This is a genomic window from Microbacterium sp. NPDC076768, assembly GCF_040687205.1.
In the GTDB taxonomy this organism is placed as follows: Bacteria; Actinomycetota; Actinomycetes; order Actinomycetales; family Microbacteriaceae; genus Microbacterium.
In genome coordinates this window covers 918,752-939,533 of record NZ_JBFBMU010000002.1, presented here as the reverse complement: position 1 = coordinate 939,533, position 20,782 = coordinate 918,752, and the positions used below count along the sequence as shown (strand labels likewise).

General features: G+C 62.4%; 19 protein-coding genes and 1 other RNA gene. 13 read left to right on the top strand and 7 right to left on the bottom strand.

From position 1 onward, the window contains the following. Positions 1 to 129 precede the first annotated feature (129 nt). Together AB0O87_RS10920 and AB0O87_RS10915 are read left to right on the top strand one after the other, a co-directional pair. Positions 130 to 1,017 (top strand): TIGR01777 family oxidoreductase, encoded by an 888-nt coding sequence (locus AB0O87_RS10920; protein WP_363515419.1) that lies wholly within the window; start codon positions 130 to 132, stop codon positions 1,015 to 1,017. Between the two features lie 56 nt (positions 1,018 to 1,073). Next, on the top strand, positions 1,074 to 2,027 hold the full coding sequence (locus AB0O87_RS10915; protein WP_363515416.1) for an L-lactate dehydrogenase: 954 nt from the start codon (positions 1,074 to 1,076) through the stop codon (positions 2,025 to 2,027). Between the two features lie 56 nt (positions 2,028 to 2,083). Here AB0O87_RS10915 and AB0O87_RS10910 read toward each other — a convergent pair whose 3' ends face one another. Continuing rightward, positions 2,084 to 2,932 carry an aldo/keto reductase gene (locus tag AB0O87_RS10910; RefSeq protein ID WP_363515413.1) on the bottom strand — a complete coding sequence of 283 codons (849 nt, stop codon included), beginning with the start codon at positions 2,930 to 2,932 and terminating at the stop codon, positions 2,084 to 2,086. 42 nt (positions 2,933 to 2,974) lie between these two features. Between AB0O87_RS10910 and AB0O87_RS10905 the strand changes: the two genes are divergently transcribed. The 4 genes from AB0O87_RS10905 (at position 2,975) to rnpB (ending at position 6,316) form a co-directional block, all read left to right on the top strand. After that, positions 2,975 to 3,397, top strand: a complete 423-nt coding sequence (locus AB0O87_RS10905) for a YchJ family metal-binding protein (RefSeq protein WP_363515410.1) — start codon at positions 2,975 to 2,977, stop codon at positions 3,395 to 3,397. Positions 3,398 to 3,433: 36 nt separating this feature from the next. Beyond that, a complete protein-coding gene (locus tag AB0O87_RS10900; protein ID WP_363515407.1) occupies positions 3,434 to 4,168 on the top strand; it encodes a C4-type zinc ribbon domain-containing protein in 735 nt (244 codons plus the stop codon). A gap of 22 nt (positions 4,169 to 4,190) precedes the next feature. After that, entirely contained in the window at positions 4,191 to 5,891 is a 1,701-nt protein-coding gene (locus tag AB0O87_RS10895; RefSeq protein WP_363515404.1) for a bifunctional 3'-5' exonuclease/DNA polymerase, read from the top strand. Between the two features lie 42 nt (positions 5,892 to 5,933). Next, an RNA gene (rnpB, locus tag AB0O87_RS10890) (RNase P RNA component class A) lies at positions 5,934 to 6,316 on the top strand. 152 nt (positions 6,317 to 6,468) lie between these two features. Here the strand turns inward: rnpB and ppgK are convergent. Further along, entirely contained in the window at positions 6,469 to 7,215 is a 747-nt protein-coding gene (ppgK, locus tag AB0O87_RS10885) for a polyphosphate--glucose phosphotransferase (RefSeq protein WP_363515401.1), read from the bottom strand. Between the two features lie 68 nt (positions 7,216 to 7,283). Between ppgK and AB0O87_RS10880 the strand changes: the two genes are divergently transcribed. Genes AB0O87_RS10880 through AB0O87_RS10865 form a run of 4 tightly spaced genes read left to right on the top strand, consistent with a single transcriptional unit; the run spans position 7,284 to position 12,802 of the window. Then, positions 7,284 to 7,508: an SPOR domain-containing protein gene (locus tag AB0O87_RS10880; protein WP_363515398.1), complete on the top strand. Its 225-nt coding sequence runs from the start codon at positions 7,284 to 7,286 to the stop codon at positions 7,506 to 7,508. A gap of 2 nt (positions 7,509 to 7,510) precedes the next feature. Further along, on the top strand, positions 7,511 to 8,848 hold the full coding sequence (gene glnA, locus AB0O87_RS10875; RefSeq protein ID WP_363515395.1) for a type I glutamate--ammonia ligase: 1,338 nt from the start codon (positions 7,511 to 7,513) through the stop codon (positions 8,846 to 8,848). A 7-nt stretch (positions 8,849 to 8,855) separates the two neighbouring features. After that, complete coding sequence (locus AB0O87_RS10870) at positions 8,856 to 11,831, top strand: bifunctional [glutamine synthetase] adenylyltransferase/[glutamine synthetase]-adenylyl-L-tyrosine phosphorylase (protein ID WP_363515392.1); 2,976 nt, start codon at positions 8,856 to 8,858, stop codon at positions 11,829 to 11,831. A 50-nt stretch (positions 11,832 to 11,881) separates the two neighbouring features. Beyond that, the gene (locus AB0O87_RS10865) at positions 11,882 to 12,802 is read left to right on the top strand and encodes a diacylglycerol kinase family protein (RefSeq protein WP_363515389.1); all 921 of its coding nucleotides are present in this window, start codon (positions 11,882 to 11,884) and stop codon (positions 12,800 to 12,802) included. On the opposite strand, the gene AB0O87_RS10860 is transcribed toward AB0O87_RS10865, so the two are convergent. The 3 genes from AB0O87_RS10860 to glnA (AB0O87_RS10850) all read right to left on the bottom strand — a co-directional run bounded on the left by AB0O87_RS10860 (position 12,789) and on the right by glnA (AB0O87_RS10850) (position 16,115). Then, complete coding sequence (locus AB0O87_RS10860) at positions 12,789 to 13,925, bottom strand: AI-2E family transporter (protein ID WP_363515386.1); 1,137 nt, start codon at positions 13,923 to 13,925, stop codon at positions 12,789 to 12,791. The genes AB0O87_RS10865 and AB0O87_RS10860 overlap by 14 nt on opposite strands. A 130-nt stretch (positions 13,926 to 14,055) precedes the next feature. Then, complete coding sequence (locus AB0O87_RS10855; RefSeq protein WP_363515383.1) at positions 14,056 to 14,598, bottom strand: hypothetical protein; 543 nt, start codon at positions 14,596 to 14,598, stop codon at positions 14,056 to 14,058. A 92-nt stretch (positions 14,599 to 14,690) separates the two neighbouring features. Next, positions 14,691 to 16,115 (bottom strand): type I glutamate--ammonia ligase, encoded by a 1,425-nt coding sequence (gene glnA / locus AB0O87_RS10850; RefSeq protein WP_363515381.1) that lies wholly within the window; start codon positions 16,113 to 16,115, stop codon positions 14,691 to 14,693. Positions 16,116 to 16,280: 165 nt separating this feature from the next. Between glnA (AB0O87_RS10850) and AB0O87_RS10845 the strand changes: the two genes are divergently transcribed. After that, complete coding sequence (locus AB0O87_RS10845; RefSeq protein WP_363516219.1) at positions 16,281 to 16,691, top strand: RDD family protein; 411 nt, start codon at positions 16,281 to 16,283, stop codon at positions 16,689 to 16,691. An 11-nt stretch (positions 16,692 to 16,702) separates the two neighbouring features. Here the strand turns inward: AB0O87_RS10845 and AB0O87_RS10840 are convergent, their stop codons facing one another. Continuing rightward, complete coding sequence (locus tag AB0O87_RS10840; RefSeq protein WP_363515378.1) at positions 16,703 to 17,191, bottom strand: ATP-dependent zinc protease; 489 nt, start codon at positions 17,189 to 17,191, stop codon at positions 16,703 to 16,705. Between the two features lie 18 nt (positions 17,192 to 17,209). Here AB0O87_RS10840 and AB0O87_RS10835 point away from each other — a divergent pair, with 18 nt between their 5' ends. Then, positions 17,210 to 18,397, top strand: a complete 1,188-nt coding sequence (locus AB0O87_RS10835) for a RimK family alpha-L-glutamate ligase (protein WP_363515375.1) — start codon at positions 17,210 to 17,212, stop codon at positions 18,395 to 18,397. Positions 18,398 to 18,457: 60 nt separating this feature from the next. On the opposite strand, the gene AB0O87_RS10830 is transcribed toward AB0O87_RS10835, so the two are convergent. Further along, positions 18,458 to 19,168, bottom strand: coding sequence for a DUF4191 domain-containing protein (locus AB0O87_RS10830; RefSeq protein ID WP_363515372.1), 711 nt, complete (start codon positions 19,166 to 19,168; stop codon positions 18,458 to 18,460). Positions 19,169 to 19,332: 164 nt separating this feature from the next. Between AB0O87_RS10830 and AB0O87_RS10825 the strand changes: the two genes are divergently transcribed. Next, a complete protein-coding gene (locus tag AB0O87_RS10825) occupies positions 19,333 to 20,781 on the top strand; it encodes a hypothetical protein (RefSeq protein ID WP_363515369.1) in 1,449 nt (482 codons plus the stop codon). Position 20,782: the final 1 nt, after the last annotated feature.

Genomic DNA, 20,782 nt, shown 5'->3' with positions numbered 1-20,782 from the left:
CTGATCTGAAGAACGCCCGCTGGAGACACCTCCGGCGGGCGTTCTGCTGTAATGCCGACCTTCGCCTTTTATCCGGCGTAGCGTGGGATCGCACGGCGATTCCATCTACGAGGGGACCAGAGCAAGCACATGACTCGGCGTATCGTCATCAGCGGAGCATCAGGGCTGATCGGCTCTGCACTCGTGTCGTCTCTGCGAGAGGACGACGTAGAAGTCACCACCCTCGTCCGACGCACCCCGCAAAGAGAGAGTGAGGCGCAGTGGTCGCCGGGGGAGTCTCCCCTTGACCCTGAGGTGCTTGCCGGAGCAGAAGCTGTTGTGGCTCTCGGCGGTGCCAGCGTCGGGCGGCTCCCTTGGACAAAGCGCTATCGGCGTGAGCTTGTCGACTCTCGTCTGCAGACCACGCGCACTTTGACAACAGCCTTGCGGGCGCTGCGAACAGACACGCCGTCGTTGGTATCGGCATCGGCCGTCGGGTATTACGGCTCGGCTCCTGGAGAGGTGCTGACAGAGGATTCTGCCGCGGGCGAGACGTTCTTGGCCGATCTCACGGCGCGCTGGGAAGCAGAGGCGCGGCGGGCCGAAGATCACACCAGGGTGGCGCTTTTGCGCACCGCCCCCGTGATCCACCGCCGCGGCGTTCTGAAGCCGATGATTCAACTCACCCGTTGGGGGCTTGCTGGCCCGCTGGGATCGGGAACCCAGGTATGGCCTTGGATATCCCTCGAGGACGAGGTTCGAGGGATTCGTCACGTTATTGACGCGCAGCTCGCCGGGCCTGTCAATCTCACCGGCCCCACACCAGCCACGGCGAACGATGTCGGACGCGCACTCGCTACGCAGATGCATCGCCCGTTTTGGCTCCCGGCTCCGGCGTGGGCACTCCGCTTGGCGCTCGGTGATGCAGCGGATTCACTGCTGCTGCCGGATGCAGATGTCAGACCGCAGGTCTTGGAGCGCTCTGGCTATCGCTTTACTCACGCAACCGCTGAAGAGGCCGTCGCGGCTGCAATCTAGCTTTCTTCCGGCGATGTTCACTTCGGATCTTCGTGTCGCACTGCAAGACTGAGCGCATGGAGATCATCGAGAACTCGAAGCTCACCGTCGTCGGTGCGGGAAGTGTCGGATCGAGCGTGGCGTACGCGGCTCTCATTCGTGGCTCTGCGCGCCATGTGGCCCTCTACGATATTGCGACGGAGAAGGTCGAGGCAGAGGTTCTCGACCTCGCTCACGGCACTCAGTTCACCGGCTCCAGCGACATCACCGGCGGGAGTGACATTTCTGTCGCCGCGGGCTCTCACGTGGTAGTGATCACCGCAGGCGCTAAGCAGAAACCGGGTCAGACCCGCATTGAACTCGCAGAAGTCAATGCCGGGATCATTCGCCGGATGATGCCTGATCTTCTCGCGGTCGCCCCCAACGCCGTGTACGTGATTGTCACCAATCCCTGCGATGTGCTCACGGCGATCGCGCAGGATGAGACAGGGCTTCCGCCTGAGCAGATCTTCGCGTCTGGAACGGTGCTCGACACCTCTCGCTTGCGCTGGAAACTTGCCCAACGTGCTGGCGTGTCGACCGCCAGCGTGCACGCCCACATCATTGGAGAGCATGGCGACACGGAGTTCCCGCTGTGGTCGCGCGCAACCATTGGCACCGTGCCCATTTTGGAGTGGGAGACGCCTGATCATCCTCGATTCACGTTGGAGGAGTTGCAGGAGATTGCTGTCGACGTGCGTGATGCCGCCTACAAGGTCATTCAGGGCAAAGGGGCAACGAACTACGCGATCGGTCTCTCCAGCGCCAGAATCGTGGAAGCGATTCTGCGCGACGAACACGCAGTCATGCCGGTGAGCACAGTTCTGCACGACTTCCATGGAATCGACGGTGTTGCGCTCTCAGTGCCCTCTATCGTCAGCGCCAAGGGTGCGGTGCCGATTCGCAGCACGTCGTTCTCTCCCGATGAATTGGCGCTGCTGAGCCAGTCTGCCGACGCGCTTACGGCGGCGGCAGCGACTCTCCGCCCCTGAGAGGTACGGGCTGAGCCCGTCACCCCTCATCGCGGAGAATCACTCACCCCAAGCCCCTACGACTCCTCGTGCGTGGCGGGGTCTGCGTCGAAAAGACGCCCGTTCGGCCGGCTGAGTGCGGAAATGGCGGCGACTTCTGCGTCGTCCAGAACGATCTCCGCTGCGGCAAGGTTTGCTGCTTGATGTTCAAGCGACGAGGCTTTGGGAATCGACACCGTTTCACGCGCGACGTGCCATGCGAGCACGGCCTGAGCCGGCGTGATTCCGCGCGCTGCAGCGACTTCGTGAATGACATGCTCGTCGAGCAACTCTTGTGCCCTCCCCAGCGGACTCCAGGCTTGCGTGATGATGCCGCGTTCGCGGTGATACTCGAGCTGCTCCTGCTGAGCAAAGTACGGGTGCACTTCGATTTGATTGACGACCGGACGCACCCCTGTTTCTCGCTCGATGCGCTCAAGATGCTCTGGGAGGAAGTTCGATACGCCGATCTGCCGTACGGTGCCGCGCTCCTGAGCCTCGACGAGCGCGGCCCAGGCCTGGACATACTCGTCCTGGCTGGGATTCGGCCAGTGAATGAGATGAAGATCTGTCGGCCCTGCGCCGAGGCGCGAACGGCTCTCCTCGATACTCGCGCGCGCCTTGGCCGACGAGTGGTGCCTGCCGGGGAGTTTGGTGGTGACGATGATGTCTGCGCGAGCCACGCCGGAGGCAACAACCCCACGCCCGACTGATCCTTCGTTTTCGTAGTTGAACGCGGTATCGATGAGTCGGTAGCCCGCCTCGATTCCTCTGGCGACGGCGTCGGCTCCGGCGTCACCATCGAGACGATATGTACCGAGACCAATGGCGGGAAGCGTGAATCCGTTGTGTGCGGCGAAAGTGGGGACGACGGGGTGGCTGCTCACGGTTGCTCCTTCTGGGGTTTTCCACGAGCGTACGCTGAAGGGATGGCACCAGAACGAGGCACGGCGTCAGAAAATGAGACGCCACAGGCGGCAGCGCGCTGTCTCTGTAGCTCGGGGGATACTTTTGAAAACTGTTGCAGGCCGCTGCTACAGGGAGCGCCTGCCCCCACGGCCGAACGGCTGATGCGCTCGCGTTACACAGCGTTTGCCATGGAAGACGCGGAGTATCTTCTTCGTACTTGGCACCCCACGACGAGGCCTCACGAGATCGAGTTTGAGCCAGGTCTCCAGTGGCGCCGACTGCTGATTGTCGATCGGATGGCAGGGGGACCCTTCGACCGGCAGGGCGTTGTGGAGTTCGAAGCGTTCTGGCGGCAGGGCTCGCAACGAGGAACTTTGCATGAGCGCAGCAGTTTCGTGCGCGAGGGAAGAGACTGGTTTTACACCGAAGGCGAAGTGCGCTGATGGGCGGATGTCGTCACAGCGACTAGATTTGAGAGTGTGAACGCCAGCCCCGAGAACCAGCGCACCCTGCTCGACATCGCCGACCTCGACCGGCGCATCGCGCAGGCAGACCGTGCCCGTACCAAGCCGTCCCAGGCGGGGCGGATCAGCGAGCTCGTCGCGATCCGTCAGGAGCAGCTTCGCGAGCTAACTGTTTTGACAGGCACACGCGACGATGTTCGGACTGAACTTTCGCGACTGGAATCCGATGTCGCGCTCGTGGAGACACGCCGCAATCGCGACGCCGAGCGTCTTGCTGCGGCGACCAATGCCAAAGAAGCGCAGGCCCTCGAACACGAACTCGCCAGTCTCGCCAGAAGACAGAGCAACCTCGAAGATACTGAGCTCGACGTCATGGGCCGCCTCGAAGAGATCGAAGCAGCTGTCGCCGCGCAGCAGGCGCTGCTCGACACGACGACGGCAGAGGGCTCCGCACTCACCGCGCAGGCAAAGGCAGACGTCGCGGCGGCTACAGATCTCGGAGCGCAGCTCGCGCGCGACCGCGCTGCCCTTACAGAGGGAGTGGCAGCGGATTTGCTCGCCGAGTACACCCGTCGTGCCGCGAACAGTGCGGGTGCTGCGCTGCTCACCCGCGGCACCTGCGAAGGGTGCCGTATCTTGCTGCCAAGCACTGACCTGAACGACATCCGTCGGGCGGCAGAAGACCTTGTCGTTTCCTGCCCTGAATGTGGCTGCATCCTGGTGCGCACCGAGGAGTCAGGGCTCTCGTGAGTGCCGCCTGCGCGTACCAGCGATGACGTCGCCGGAATCGCGTACAGAACGGCGTATCGCACTCATCGCCCTTGGGTCGAAGAGCTATGTCGCTGTTGAGCTCGACGAATCAGATAACGAGCATCAGCGCACGTCCCTGAGCACAGACGAACTCGCCTCGTGGGTCACTGCAACAGAGGCGGACAGCGCTCCTCGTTGGATTTTTCGCAGCGCGGTGGAAGTTTATGGCCTGCTGCTGCGCGACGGCGTACGCATCAATCGCAGTCATGATCTGGTGCTGTGTCACGCGATTCTGCGCGACACAGTGTCGGTGGCCTCTCCACTCTTGGCGGAAGCAGGCTGGGAGCGTCGCGAGGCCAGCGTCGCCATACCGTCGCTCTTCGATGTCTTCGAGACGAACGACGATGAGGATGCCGTCACGGCGCTGCTTGATCAATACAGAGCGCAGCGCCGCGTCATCGCAGCAGCCCCGGATGGGCGCCTCACTCTGCTGTGTGCCGCGGAATCCGCGGGCGGGTTGATCGCAGAAGAGATGCGGGCCGCGGGTCTGCCGTGGGATCCACAGGTCCACGACGCGATTCTGACCGCAGCGCTCGGCACTCGCCCCGTCGCTGGTGGGGTCCCCTCTCGCATGGCCGAGCTGGGAGACCAGGTGCGCGCCCTCCTCGGTGACCCGTCGCTTCATCTGGATAGTCAGCAAAAGCTGTTGCGAGCGCTGCATCGTGTGGGCGTGCAGGTCGAGTCGACGAGCCGCTGGCAACTCGCTGAGCACGACCATCCCGTTGTCGAACCACTGCTTGCGTATAAGAAGCTTTCGAGACTGCTGAGCGCGAACGGCTGGAATTGGCTCACTGAGTGGGTGAGTGAAGGACGCTTTCGTCCCGTGTACATCGCCGGCGGTGTGGTCACCGGGCGGTGGGCATCGGCAGGCGGCGGCGCATTGCAGCTTCCCCGCATCCTGCGCCCCGCGGTTCGAGCTGATCCGGGGTGGACTCTTGTCGTTGCCGATGTGGCGCAGCTAGAGCCGCGGATGCTCGCTGCCATGGCATCGGACGAAGCGATGGCCCGAGCCGCTCGGGGAAGCGACCTGTACGCCGGTGTCGTAGCGTCCGGGGCTGTTGCAACGCGCGAAGAGGCAAAGTACGCAGTGCTCGGGGCGATGTACGGTGCGACGACGGGCGATAGCGGCCGGCTCGTGCCGCGCCTGCGAAAGGTGTATCCGCGTGCCATGGCGCTCGTCGATGCTGCCGCACGCACGGGAGAAGACGGGGGCATCGTCTCGACCTGGCTAGGCCGATCCTCGCCTCGTCCCTCTGCAGAGTGGATGCGGCTTCAGGCAGAGGCATCCGATGCCGATGCCGATCCGGCTGTGGGGGCGCTATCCCGGCGTCGGGCGCGCGACTGGGGTCGCTTTACGCGTAATTTCGTTGTGCAGGGCACTGCCGCCGAATGGTCTCTCATCTGGCTGGCCGAGATCAGGCATCGGTTGCAGCAATTCCCTGAGGTTTTCACGGCGGCGGAGGCATCAGGTCCGTTCGCGCGCGCGCCGCACCTTGCGTTCTTCCTCCACGACGAAGTAATTCTGCACGTGCCGCAGGAACACGCAGAAGCCGCGGCCGCGGCTGTACGTGAGGCGGCAGATACCGCCACCACCCGACTCTTTGGGTCGTTCCCGATCGATGTGCCTCTTGACCTGCGCATCACGGACTCGGCAGAAAAGTAGCGCTGGGGGATCCTCGCGAAGAACGTAGGATAGACACGCGAATGGGTCGACTGGACGGTCGCGTTGCGGGCAACCGCACCGAGGAACGTCCGGGCTCCTCAGGGCAGGATGGTGGGTAACACCCACCCGGAGTAATCCGCGAGAAAGTGCCACAGAGAGTAGACCGCCGTTTGGTCCCTGAGCTTGTCGAGGGGTTCCAAGCGGTAAGGGTGAAAGGGTGGTGTAAGAGACCACCGGGGGCCATGGTGACATGGCCCGCCAGGTAAACCTCGTCCGGAGCAAGGTCAGACAGAGGGTGTTGACGCGGCTCGCCGAGTCCTCGGGTAGACCGCTAGAGTGCCACGGCAACGTGTCGCCAAGAGAGATGGCCGTCGAAGGGGCGAAGAACCCCGGAACAGAACCCGGCGTACAGGTCGGCCCATTCGCCTCAGCTCAACGAAAGCCCCACTGGCGACACCGCCAGTGGGGCTTTCATGGCCCCTGAGCCTGTCGAAGGACCCCTGAGTCGCAACCGAGGTCCCTGAGCCGCAACCGAGGTCCCTGAGCCGCAACCGAGGTCCCTGAGCCTGTCGAAGGGTCAGTCGCCAGCCAAAGAAGCGGCACCGATGATGCCCGAGTTGTTGCGATGGATCGCCGGAACGATTGGTGTCTTCAGATCGAGCAGCGGGAGGAAATCCCCGGCGTTTTTCGACACGCCGCCACCCACGACGAACAGGTCGGGACTGAAGAGGAACTCAATGTGGGAGTAGAACGCTTGTAGGCGTTCAGCCCATTCGCTCCAGCTCAGTTCTTCGCGCTCGCGCGCCGACGTCGCGGCCCAACGCTCCACCGATTCATGTTCCCGGAAATTCAGGTGTCCCAGCTCGGTGTTGGGAAGCAGCACGCCGTCGTAGAGGAATGCCGATCCGATTCCGGTGCCGAGGGTTGTCAGCAGCGTGAAACCTCGCACATCTCTGGCAGCACCGTGCCGCACTTCGGCCACACCGGCGGCGTCAGCGTCGTTCACAAACACGATGTTGCGGCCGAGTCCCTCGCGGAAAAAGCTCTCCGCGTCGAAGTCGATCCACTCTTTCGAGACGTTTGCCGCAGAGAGCGTCATGCCTCGCTTGACGATGGCGGGAAAAGCTACGCCGAGCGGAAGCGTTGACTTGTGCACGTCGAGTGTCTTCAAAACGGTGCGCACCGCGTCAAGGACGTCTTGCGGTGAAGCACCCTTGGGAGTGGGAACCCGCACCCTGTCAGATGCCATCGTCCCGTGTTCGAGGTCGACGATGCCTGCTTTGATACCCGTGCCGCCGATGTCGACGCCGATCGCTTTTGCCATGAGCCATAGCTTAGCGACCGAGGTGCGCGCCGGTAGGATCGATGACATCGCGTGAAGAAGGGGCAGACATGACTGATGGCGACCGCAAGTACTGGTTCAACTCGAAGACCGGCGAGGTTGAGTTCGGCATGATCTCGCCCTCCCTCGATCGGATCGGCCCGTTCGAGACGGAGGCTGAAGCTCAGCGTGCTCCTGAAGTCGTAGAGGAGCGTGCGCGCGTCTGGGCAGAGGAAGACGCCGCAGAGCAAAGCTGGGACACAAACGACGAGGCAAAGGGCCAGGGCACAGAGTGACCATGGACAAGCAGAGAGATTTCGTACTTCGCACCATCGAAGAGCGCGGCGTGAAGTTTGTGCGCCTGTGGTTTACCGATGTGATCGGCACACTCAAGTCTGTCGCGATTGCTCCGGCCGAGGTCGAGGGTGCTTTCGCCGAGGGCATCGGTTTCGACGGATCCGCGATCGAGGGGTTGACGCGAACTCACGAGTCCGACCTGCTAGCGCAGCCTGATCCGACGACATTCCAAACGCTCCCGTGGCGTGGCGAGATCGATCCGACAGCACGCATGTTCTGCGATCTGACCACTCCGGATGGAGAACCTGCCGTTGCGGATCCGCGCCAGGTTTTGAAGCGCACGCTCGCAAAGGCTGCCGACGCAGGATTCACGTTCTACACACATCCTGAGATCGAGTTCTATCTGCTCAAATCGTCTTCATTCGGCCCGGAAGGACCCATCCCGGTCGACTCTGCTGGCTACTTCGATAACGTGCCCGGTGGAACGGCGCACGACTTCCGCCGCCGCTCAGTGCGCATGCTCGAAGACCTCGGGATTTCGGTGGAGTTCAGCCACCACGAGGGTGGTCCTGGACAGAACGAGATTGACCTTCGTTACGCCGACGCGTTGACCACGGCAGACAATGTGATGACTTTCCGTACGGTGATCAAAGAGGTCGCGATCGAGCAGGGCGTCTACGCGACGTTTATGCCGAAGCCGCTCAGCGACCACCCTGGCAGCGGTATGCACACACACATGTCGCTTTTCGAAGGGGATCAGAACGCGTTCTACGAAGAGGGAGCGAAGTACCAGCTCTCCAAAACAGGACGACACTTCATCGCGGGTTTGCTCAAGCACGCGAACGAGATTTCTGCGGTCACGAATCAGTTCGTCAACTCTTACAAGCGGCTGTGGGGCGGCGACGAGGCGCCAAGCTTTGTCACCTGGGGGCACGCGAACCGCTCGGCTCTTGTGCGGGTGCCGATGTACAAGCCGAATAAGGGCCAGTCTTCGCGTGTGGAGTACCGTGCGCTTGATTCTGCGGCGAACCCGTACCTGGCATACGCCCTCATGTTGGCTGCCGGTCTGAAAGGTATCGAAGAGGAGTACGAGCTGCCTCCAGAGGCCGAAGACAACGTGTGGGCGCTCAGCGAGGCCGAGAGGCGTGCCCTGGGCTATACGTCATTGCCTGCCAGCCTCGACCATGCACTCGAGTACATGGAAGCTTCCGAGCTCGTCGCCGAGACGCTCGGTGAGCAGGTGTTCAACTACGTTCTGCGAAACAAGCGCAAGGAATGGGAAGCCTATCGAGGGCAGGTCACGCCGCTGGAGTTGAAGAACAACCTCGAGCTTCTCTGAGAGCGCCATGGTTCGTCCGGACGATTCCGTCTCGCTGTCGGCACTGGCCAGACTGGGGTTTGCTGAGCTGAGTGAGGCCGCAGCTGCCCTTTCTGAGCTGGCGGAGATTCTCGACCGTCCGCGGTCGCTGCTGCTGGAGGCGGCGGATGCGGCCGACCCGGATGCCGCGGTCCGTGGACTGCTGAGAGTGGCGAGGCGCGATCCTGCGCCGCTCTTCCGACTGCTCGACGACGAAGCGATGCGTCGTCGAGCATGGCGCGTGTTCGGAGCTTCTGAGGGGCTTGCCGAGTTCTTTCTTCGTCACCCGGAGGAGCTTTCTGTATTGGAGGGCCCTCTCACCTCGCTTCCGTCGGCGGAAGCGTTGACGGAGAGCCTGCTCTCTGCCGTCGGCGCGCGAGACGGATTCGCGGATGCAAGCGACGATGATGCTGTCTGCGCCGTCCGCGTCGCGTACCGGCGTAATCTCGCCGCGATCGCCGCGTACGACCTCTCGCATCCGGCCCCTGAAGCGATTCTGGCCGACGTCTCTGAAGCGCTGGCTGATATCGCAGGGGCCGCGCTGGAGGCTTCGCTTGCCGTCGCGCGGACGCGTCTTCAAGACTCGCTAGGGCGCGATGAGGTTGCGGCTACCAGACTCGCCATCATTGGTATGGGAAAGGCAGGCGCACACGAGCTGAACTACGTCAGTGACGTGGATGTGATCTTCGTCGGTGGCAGCAGTGACGAAGAGGTTGTGACAGAGGCACGGGCGATCGACATCGCCACCCGTCTCGCACGCGAGACGATGCGCAACCTGAGCGAGATTGAAGTGGAGCCGCCACTCTGGGAGGTCGATGCCGCGCTGCGGCCGGAGGGCAAACAGGGAGCCCTCGTCCGCTCTCTCGCATCGCATCTGGCTTACTACGACCGTTGGGCGAAGAGCTGGGAGTTTCAGGCGCTGCTTAAAGCTCGTCCGCTCGCCGGCGACCCCGGTCTTGGGGCCGAGTACATCACTGCTGTGCAACCGAAGATCTGGTCGAGCGCAGCGCGAGACGACTTCGTAGAGAGTGTGCAGCGCATGCGCGAGCGTGTGATGGACCACATTGATCCGGAGGAAGCGCCGTATCAGCTCAAGCTCGGCGCCGGCGGGCTGCGCGATATCGAGTTCACCGTGCAGCTTCTGCAGCTCGTACATGGACTCACCGATGAATCGTTGCGTACGCGAGGCACTCTGGAGAGTCTCGATGCGCTGGTCGCTGGGGGCTACATCGGCCGCGTCGATGCGGCAGCGTTCGCCGACGACTATCGGTTCCTCCGACTCCTGGAGCACCGCCTCCAACTGCGTGAGCTCAGTCGTACGCACCTGATGCCGCGCACACAAGCAGACCTTCGCATTCTGGCCCGAAGTGCCAAAGTTCCCGAGGGGACCGAGAGCGTATGGGCGCGCTGGGAGCGGGTACGTCGCCAGGTGCGCGAGATTCACACGCGCCTGTTTTATCGGCCGCTTCTCAGCGCTGTCGCCGGCCTCCCCGAAGAGGAGCGCACCCTTTCTGCTGCGCAGGCCCACGTGCGCCTCGCCGCTATCGGATTCCGTGACCCTGCAAGTGCATTGCGTCACATCGGAGCGCTGACGACAGGGCTCAGCCGCAAGGTGACTATTCAGCGGCACCTGATGCCCGTGATGGTGCGATGGTTTGCAGACGGGAGCGACCCCGATTATGCGCTCCTCGCGTTCCGCAGGATCAGCGAGCGGCTGGGGGACACGCCGTGGTTCTTGCGGATGCTGCGCGATTCTTCCGGTGCAGCCGAGAGACTGACGCGCCTGCTTTCGTCTTCGCGATACATCGGCGAACTGCTGGAGTGGATCCCCGAGTCGGTTGCGTGGCTGGACAGCACCAGCAAGTTGCGGCCACGTGGGGCGGTAGCGCTGGATGAAGAAGCGCGCGCGATCCAGACCAGACACAAGACGATCGGCGATGCTCTCAAGGCGGTCAGATCCCTGCGTCGGCGCGAGCTGCTGCGAATCGCTATGGGGGCTGTGCTCGATGTTCTCTCGATCGAAGAAGTGGCTACGGCGCTCACAGAGATCACTGAGGCAACGATCCAGGCCGCTCTGCGCGCCGTGGTCAGGGAGGTCGTCTCGCCCGAAGACGAGGCGCTCGACTTTGCAGTGATCGCGATGGGACGATTCGGTGGTGCCGAGCTGGGCTTCGGATCAGACGCCGACATCTTGTATGTCTACGACGCTAACGGCGTGGATCCGCAGAGAGCGCAGCGGCTCTCGACGCAGATCGTGGCTGGTCTGCGAGAGCATTTGACCGATCATCGGCTTCCTCTCGATCTTGATGCTGATCTGCGTCCTGAGGGGCGCAATGGTCCAGTCGTGCGCTCGCTCGCTGCGTATACGGAGTACTACCGACGCTGGTCACTGTCGTGGGAGGCCCAGGCGTTGCTGCGAGCCAGGGGAGTGGCAGGAAGCGTGAAGCTGATCGATCGTTTCACCGCGCTGGCCGACACGATCCGGTACCCCGACTCAATTGATTTGCAGAGCACCCGCGAGATCAAGCGGATCAAGGCCAGGGTGGAGGGCGAGCGTCTGCCGCAGGGTGCTGACCCGCGGCGGCACCTGAAGCTGGGGCCAGGAACTCTCAGCGATGTGGAGTGGCTCGTGCAGATGTTGCAACTTCAACACGCGCATGCGGTCCCTGGATTGCGCACGACGTCGACGCTCGGCGCGCTGGATGCCGCAGTGGCCGCTGAGCTTATGGAAGAAGAAGACGCGGAGCGCCTGCGTGAGGCGTGGCTTTTGTCGAGCCGGCTGCGTTCGGCGATTACCCTCCTGACTTGGAAGACCAGTGATGTCTTGCCCGCAGACCGGAGGCAGCTCGATGCCATCGGCCGCCTACTTGGTTACCCCGATCGGTCGGCAACAGAGCTCGAAGAGGACTATCTCGGGGTCACCAGACGTGCCAGAAAGACCTTTGAAAACCTGTTCTACGGGTAGCAGGCCGCGGGTCGTTTGCCTTATCGGTGTCCGTGCTCCAGGCTGACGATATGAGTGAATTGCGCATCGGTGTCGTCTGGAATCCTTCCAAGCTCGACGAGGGTCCGTTGCGCGAGGCTGTGGAGCGAGTATTTGGCGATGACGTCGACCTTCGCTGGTGGCAGACCACTCGCGAGGATCCGGGCTTCGGCATGGCTCAAGAGGCCGTAGAAGACGGCAGAGACATCGTGATCGCTGTGGGCGGCGATGGCACAGTGCGTGCCGTTGCTGAGGCCGTGGCAGGCACGACGACGGCTCTCGGAATCGTTCCGCAGGGAACGGGCAACTTGTTGGCGAGGAACCTCGAGGTGCCGCTGGACGACATCCCGGCAGCGCTTCTGAGGATTCGTGACGGCGCGCCGCGGAACATCGACCTCGGATGGGTCGAGCTGGATGGCAAAGACCACGCGTTCGCCGTGATGGTCGGCTTTGGCGTCGATGCGCAGATGCTCGTCGAGACGAATGACGACTTGAAGGATCGCGCGGGCTGGCTCGCATATGTGGAGGCAATGGGTCGTGCCCTCGCTGGCACGGAGATGACCGACATCACCCTCACGCTCGACGATGACGAAGCCCAGGCGGTGCGCGCTCACACCATGCTGATCGGTAACTGCGGCATGCTTCAGGGCGGAATCCGCATCCTCCCAGACGCGCTCATCGACGATGGTCAGCTCGACCTGTTGATGGTCAGCGCCGATGGCGCGTTGCAGTGGCTCGACACCGTGCGTTCGGTGGTGTGGGACAACGGTATTCGTCGTCGTCTCAGCGGCGGAACCGAAGCGGTGAGCACCGAATCAACGCGTCACGTGGTGGCTGAACGCATTGCAGTGGAGCTCTCGTCCCCGCAGATGTTTGAAATCGACGGGGAAGAGATCGGCGAAATCACATCCTTTACCGTGCGCGTGCAACCGGGAGCAGTCACCGTGCGGTGACAGCCGGTGGAGCCTTCTTGTTGTCTTGCGCGGGGAAGACAACCTTTTGCACGATGATGATGACGCTCGCCGCCACCGGAATTGCGACGAGCGCACCGAGGATGCCTCCCAGCGCGCCGCCGCCGACGGCCGCGATAACCACCAGCGCGCCGGGAACAGCGACTGCCTTGCTCATGATGCGCGGTGAGAGCACGTATGCCTCGATCTGCATGTACACGAGGTAGTAGATGATCGAAATCAGGGCTGTCGTCGGTGAGGCGAAGAGACAGATCAACGAGATGATGATCGAGGCGGATAGCGTTCCCACGAGCGGGATCATCGATCCGATAAATGCGATGAGCGCGAGGAGCGCTGGTACAGGCGCACCGATAATGCTGAGAAAGATCAGGCTCAAGATGCCGTTGGTAAGCGCAAGGCTCGCTTGTCCGATCACATAGCGACCGACGGCACCAGAGACGTCTTCCAAAAGCTCGCTGAAGGTGTCGCGGTGGTACGCAGGAACAAAGCGGACCGCCACGCGCTTCATGCTGCGCAGTGACACCATGAAGTAGAGCGTGAGGATGAGTACGATTGTCACGCCGGTGAGGCCGCCCGCAATGCCAGCGCCGACAGCAAAGACGCCGCCGCCGATGTCGAGGAAGTTGTCTGGGTCTTTGACGAAGTCCAGCCCACCCTGCACTGACTCATCGATCGTGGAACCGAACTGCCCGCTGACGTCGGCAAACCAGTCGCTGGCAATGAAGTCTTCAATCATCTGCGGACCGTCGTTGATCAAATTGCTGATCTGCTCCACAAGCAGGGGAACGATCGCCAGAATGATTCCGGCGAAAGCCGCCAGCACACCAGCCACAACCATGGTCACTGCGGCGGGGCGGGGGAGACGCTTCTCGATGAAGGTGACAATGGGGTCCAGCCCGAGTGCGAGAAAGACCGCAACGCCGACATAGACGAGAACAGTCGCCAATTGCCCAACGATGCTGCCGATCATCAGAGCTACCAACACGCCGAGCGCGCCCAGCAGCCCGAACATGAAGGGGTTCGACCGTGCATACGCCGCGACGGCGTTTGAAGGTTGTGAAAGTACCGGGTCAATCGGCTTAGGCCGCGAGGGATTCGCGTTCATTCTTTTGCGACGCATGCTTCCTCCGGTCCGCGGTCAGACTCACAAGTTGAGCACTCAGGGCCCGCGCGGTCAAGCGGCGTCGTAACCCTTGACAAAGAGCGATCGTCGCCTGCGCTTTCGCTTCCGGGTATCAGTGCACAAAAGCCTTCAGCGCCACAAACATCAGCCCGAATGATGCCGTTGCCAGCGCCCCAATGATGCGGACAAACTGTGAGCTGCCGCGGCGCAAGAAAGCGATGTAGCCGAGGATGGCAAGGATAATGACGCCGCTCCACAATGCCACGTCGTTTGCGATGTCGTCTGGGATGATCCTCGTCGTTCCTGCAAGCAGAACAAGAGAGGGGACAGCAGCAGAGGTGAGCATGCCAAACGAGTGCTTGAGGGACTCGCGAAAGGCCTCACCGAGCCCGATGTGCTCGCTTTCCGGGCCACTGCGCGGATCGCTCATGCGAGCAATGGTGCCAGCGTAAACGTGAGCACCCCAGAAAACGAGGACGGTAGCGATGACGGTGATCAAGACCGCGACGGACTTCGTCTCGCTGTGCACAGATGAAACAGCGATCAACCCGCTGACCAGAAGCGTGCCGTAGACGGCGGCTTCGGTGCCGAAGCCAGGGCGCAGTTTGCTGTGGACCTTCAGGATCGCGCGGTAGGCGGGGGCTGAGTCATGCACCCCTTAAGACTAAACGCCGCTTGCTGTGCACGCACAGCAATGGGCCCGCTTCAGCGTGACGCTGAAGCGGGCCCATTGACCGGAGACCTAAATCAGACCCCGAAGTACAGCTCGTACTCGAACGGGTGCGGGCGCTGGGCCATCGGCAGAATCTCGTTCTCGTACTTGTAAGAGATCCAGGTCTCGATGAGCTCCTTGGTGAACACGCCGCCCTCAAGGAGGAACTGGTGGTCAGCCGCAAGTGCGTCGAGCGAGTCGAGCAGCGAGTTCGGAACCTGGGGGATGTCTTTCGCTTCCTCGGGGGGAAGCTCGTAAAGGTCCTTGTCCACGGGCTCGTGCGGCTCGATGCGGTTCTTGATGCCGTCGAGGCCTGCCATCAGCTGTGCAGCGAAGGCAAGGTACGGGTTACCCGAGGCGTCAGGCGCACGGAACTCGATGCGCTTGGCCTTTGGGTTCGACCCCGTGATGGGGATGCGGATCGCGGCGGAACGGTTGCCGGCCGAGTAGACCAGGTTTACCGGAGCCTCGAAGCCCTTGACCAGACGGTGGTAGCTGTTCAGGGTCGGGTTGGTGAAAGCGAGGATCGCCGGCGCGTGCGCCAGAATGCCGCCGATGTACCAACGCGCAACGTCGCTGAGCTGGCCGTAGCCTGCCTCATCGTAGAACAGCGGCTTGCCGTCGCTCCACAGCGACTGGTGCGTGTGCATACCAGAGCCGTTGTCGCCATACAGGGGCTTGGGCATGAAGGTGGCGACCTTGCCCCATTCCTCTGCGGTGTTCTTGACGATGTACTTGAACTTGAGGATGTCGTCTGCCGCGTGCACCATCGTGTCGAAGCGGTAGTTGATCTCCTGCTGACCACCCGTGCCGACCTCGTGGTGCGAGCGCTCGAGGATGAAGCCAGACTCGATGAGCTTCAGCGTGATGTCGTCGCGCAGATCAGCTGTCTTGTCGACGGGGCTGACGGGGAAGTAGCCGCCCTTGTAAGGCGTCTTGTTGCCCAGGTTGCCGCCCTCTTCCTCGCGGCCACTGTTCCATGCGCCCTCTTCAGAGTCGACGCTGTAGAAGCTGGAGTTCGCGGTGACCGAGTAGCGCACATCGTCGAAGATGTAGAACTCAGCCTCGGGAGCGAAGAACGCGGTGTCGGCGATGCCGGTCGACGTCAGGTACTTCTCTGCCTTCTTGGCAACCTGACGCGGGTCCTTCGAGTAGATCTCGCCGGTGCGCGGGTTGTAGATATCAAACAGCATGACGAGCGTGCTCGCCTCGCGGAAAGGATCAACGTACGCCGTTGTCACATCGGGGATCAGCTGCATGTCGGACTCGTGGATGCTCGCGAAGCCGCGGATCGAGGAGCCGTCGAAAAGCTGACCATCGGTGAAGAACGCCTCATCGACGGTCGAAGCCGGAATGTTGAAGTGCTGCTGCACACCCGGGAGATCGGTGAAACGGATGTCAAGGAACTTGACGTCGTTCTCCTTGATGTAGCTCAGTACCTCGGACGAATCTTTGAACATGTACGACTCCTGTAATGCGGATCGATGGCTTCACGGCCACTCTGCAGAGTACGGACGGGGGATTTCTCTACGGTATCCGCTTTGTTTCGGCCTTGTTACAGGCACACCAGTGATGGTCGGGCTTTTCGCGATCGGTAGGCTGGGGGAGTGACCGATCCTGCGTACATGTATCCCGGTGAGCGACTAGGACTCCCCGAACAGGGCGCAGGGAGCATTGCTCGCCCCGGCCGCCGTATCGGTGCCCTCGTCATCGACTACGTCGCTGCGACGATTATTGCGACCGGTTTTTTGGGTTACAACCAATTCGCGTTGCCGACTGAGGCTGGTCTCACGCAGTTTGCACCGATGTTCGTCTTCGCTGTGCTGCAGATTCTGTTCATCCCCACCGCAGGCGGGAGCCCGGGTCATCGCATCCTGGGCATGCGCCTGGTGCGGATGGACGGCAGCTGGATCGGTTTGTGGCGTCCGATCGTGCGCACGGCTCTGCTGGTGATCGTGGTGCCAGCGGTGATTTGGGACGCCGACCAGCGTGGTCTTCACGATAAGGCTGTCGGAACGGTGCTGATTCGCACCTGAGCGCCGCCGCGCTATTCGCGACCGCGGTTTCGCCGCCGTGCTTCGCGAGGTGCACGTCCGCCGAGAAACGATCGTGCGGGGTCGATGATGTAACCGCGACGCAGCGCCTCGCGTCCGATCAGCATGCGGAAGCCCATCTCGTCGCGGTTGCTCAGGGTGACTTCAGCGAGCGACTCCCTATCGACCAGACGAATGCGAAGGCGGACGACGATTCGTTGCTGCGCGTGCCCTGACGAACTGCGTACGGCGCGCCGGTCGTGCACGGGACACTCAACCACGACTGCATCTTCCTGGCTGTCCTGCCAGGGCTTGACTCGAAATCGCACCCAGGCTTCGCCTTCGCGCTCGAACTCGTTGATGTCGAAGGCATGCAGCGATGAGGTGCGGGCGCCGGTGTCAATCTTGGCTTTTATCCAGTCAACTCCGAGATCGGGCAGGCTCACCCACTCTCGCCACCCCGTAAGGGTGTTTGAATGGGTAGACCTACTCACCTGATACATCCTGGCAGGAAATCTCCCGTGAAGATCGCAGTGCTCTCCCGCGCGCCGCAGGCGTACTCCACCCAGCGACTGCGCGCAGCTGCGCTTCAGCGCGGCCATAACGTCAAGGTCCTCAATACCTTGCGGTTCGCCATCGACCTCACCGCAGACGAACCGGACTTGCAGTACCGGGGTCGTCAGCTCAGCGATTACGACGCGATTCTTCCGCGTATCGGCAACTCGATCACTTATTTCGGTACCGCGGTGGTGCGTCAGTTCGAGCAGATGGACGTGTACACGCCCAATACCGCGCACGGTATTTCCAGCGCGCGAGACAAGCTCCGCGCGAACCAGATTCTGTCGCGGCACAACATCTCGATGCCGCCGACTGCGTTTGTGCGCAACCGTGCAGACGTGCGTCCTGCCATTGAACGCGTCGGTGGTGCCCCCGTCGTCATCAAGCTCCTCGAAGGCACGCAAGGCATCGGGGTGATCCTGGCACCGCAGGTCAAGGTGGCTGAGGCGATCATTGAGACCCTGCACTCCACGAAGCAGAACGTGTTGATCCAGAAGTTCATCGCCGAGAGCCGCGGGCGGGACATCCGAGCTCTGGTGGTGGGGGACCGCGTGGTGGCCGCAATGCGCCGGTCTGCTGCGGGCGACGAGTTCCGCTCCAACGTGCATCGAGGCGGATCTGTGGAGCCTGTCGAACTCGATCCCGTCTACGAACGAGCGGCTGTACGCTCGGCGCAAATCATGGGGCTCAGGGTCGCGGGCGTCGACATGCTCGAAGGAGACGATGGGCCTTTGGTGATGGAGGTTAACTCTTCACCCGGTCTGCAGGGGATCGAAGCGGCGACAAAGCTTGACGTCGCTGGCGCGATCATCGACTACATCGCCGGGCAAGTCGCTTTTCCCGAGATCGACGTTCGCCAGCGATTGACCGTTTCCACGGGTTATGGCGTCGCCGAGCTGAAGGTGCACGGTGCCGTCGACCTCGTGGGGAAGACCCTGGGCGACGCTGGTCTCTGGGAGCGTGACATCACGGTCCTCACACTCCACCGAGGGGTGAGTGTCATCCCCAACCCGCGCAAGCATGTGGTTCTGGAGGCCGAAGACCGCCTGTTCTGCTTCGGCAAACTGGAAGAGATGCGTTCGATGGTTCCTGAGCGGCGCCGCCGGCGCGCCAAGGTGCGTCGACTTCCCAGACAACCGCTCTCTGAGTGACGAAAACGCGGCAGGCCTCGTACGAGGCCTGCCGCGTTTTATCGAGCGCTAGATGGGTGCTCAGCGTGGACGCTGTGAGCGCACCTTCGTCGGGTCGATGCCCTTCGGGATGGGCAACGACGACAGAGACTGAGAGACGGAGTCGATACGACGAATAACCGCCGCCATCGTGGCCTTGTCGATGGACTTCGGCAGTTTCTTGATGGTCTTGGCGAGGTCGGCGATGGAGACTTCGTCATCTCCGTGTCCGACATAGAGGACGGTGACGGGAACACCGTGGGCAACGCGCTGTGCACGGCTGCGCTCTTCGTTGACGAGACGGGTGAGTCGGCCTCTGGCACCTTCACCCACGACAACAATTCCGCCGCGACCGATGGTGCGATACACCGCTTCCTGGGTCTTGGGGTTGATGCCGACAGGCGTCTCAGATGCCTGCCAGCGGCGTCCGAGGCTGGTGCTCAACACATGGCCAGTCGCGCCGGGCATGCCGTCGATCTTCATGTACATCGCGGATGTTGACATGCGCGTCATGAGGAACAGCGCACCCAGAACACCGAGCATGAGACCGGTGATGCCCCAAAGGATGAGTGTCCACACCTGGAAGGGGGGAATGAGGTAGCCGGCGACAAGTCCGAGAAGGACACCACCGACGAGGATCGCGACCTGTGCCCACGGCAACCACGGATATGCCTCACGTGTGAACCGGAAGAGGGACTTGATCTGGGAGAAGAACCCAGGACGCTTTTCGGGTTCAGGAGCACGCTTTGCCATGAGGACCAGCCTACCGAGTCTGGGAGCCTGCTGACGCCGTCGTTCGCGTGAAGCGGAGCAGAATGTGCGGCACTGCTTCTGCACGACCGGCGATAGGCACGAAACTTGTGCGCTTCGGACCGGTACCGCACCTGCCGTGATGGATCTTGCGGTGTGATGGCCGCATGGGAGATACCGAGGGAGGCGACACCAGGGGTGCGCCGCTGATTCCAGGGGCGCACCGTGTGGTGCGGGTGCTCGACACGAAGGAAGGCCCTTTTGCTGGAACGCTGGTGACGCGGGGCGATGGCGTGGCTGTGCGGGTGGGAACGGCGATCTTGGCCGGCTGGAAGGGGTGGGCCTTCGCGGGGTCGGAGCATGTCGCCGCACCGCTGGACGTGAGTCGTTGCCGTGGCGGACACGATGTGTTGTTGCCGTGGTGCACCGAGACGGTCACGCTGTTCTTGATTCGTCGGAGAGCGGGCGGGAACGACCTGAGCGCGGGGGAGCGCACCACCCTGATAATCAGTCTGCTTCGTGGGATCGATGAGCTGGGAGGAGACGAGAACGGGCACGAAGGCAAATGGTGGCTGACCGATGGTGGCCGTCCTCTCTTCGTCTTTGGTGCGGGGGTGGAGGCTCGGGCCGGCGTTTCCGAGATTCTCGACCAGATGGAGTCGCAGAGCACCGACAAGTTGCTGAATCGGACGCTCGGAGCCGTACAAAGCGGCCTGGCGAAGGCTGCCGCACAACCGCGGGTCCCGCATCGACTGTTGGAGGCGTGGGAGCAAGAGCTGTTAGACGTGGCCGCACCGCAGCCACTGGTGCGTGACTCCCATGCTCCCGAGCTGGCGAGGGATGTGGCGAGAGCGGTCGCACCCCGCCCCGTGAGCTCAGAGGGCGACGAACGAGGACTGCGAGCGAGCCGCTCACGCGGGGCTGGACGGAAACGTACGGCCAGCCACGACACATTTATCGGACGCATGCTCGCCAAATCTGGCTCGGTCGTACTGCACGGAGTGCGCGTCATCGTTGGCGCGCGCGATCGACGCCTTTCCCGCTCCCCCCGCGGGGCGTCGAAACCTGCGGTGCATGGGCGTCGTTCCCGGATGCGAGTGGTAGCGATCGCCGCCACCGCCGGTGCGGCAGTGCTCATCGCAGGGTTGCTCTGGCCGGATGCAGACGCAGACGTCGTAGACACAAAGCCGTCGCCAGCGGCAGCCACGACAGCGGCTCCGCCAGAGACACAAGACGGCGCAGAATCGACTGCTGTTGATCTGCCTGCGGAAACCACCCCGCCAGCAGAGGAGAGCCCAGCACAGGCGGTGCCGCGGCTGCTGAACACGATTGATGCCTGTCGCGAGAAATCAGATTCAGCCTGCGCTGCGGCTATTGCTGGTGAGCCCAGCGGCGTCATAGACGCCCTCGCATCGGTGAACACCGACTCGGCAACTGCAACGTTGGTCGATCAGTACGGGGACGTCGCTGTCATCAGACTCGCGACCACTACAGCCATCACGGACGAAGCGCAGAGTTCATCCGGCGATGCTGTGGAGCTGATGATCGTGCTTGTCCGCTCGGACGAAAAATGGCTGATCCGCGACGTCTATAACGTCGCGGATCAGCCAGATTAGT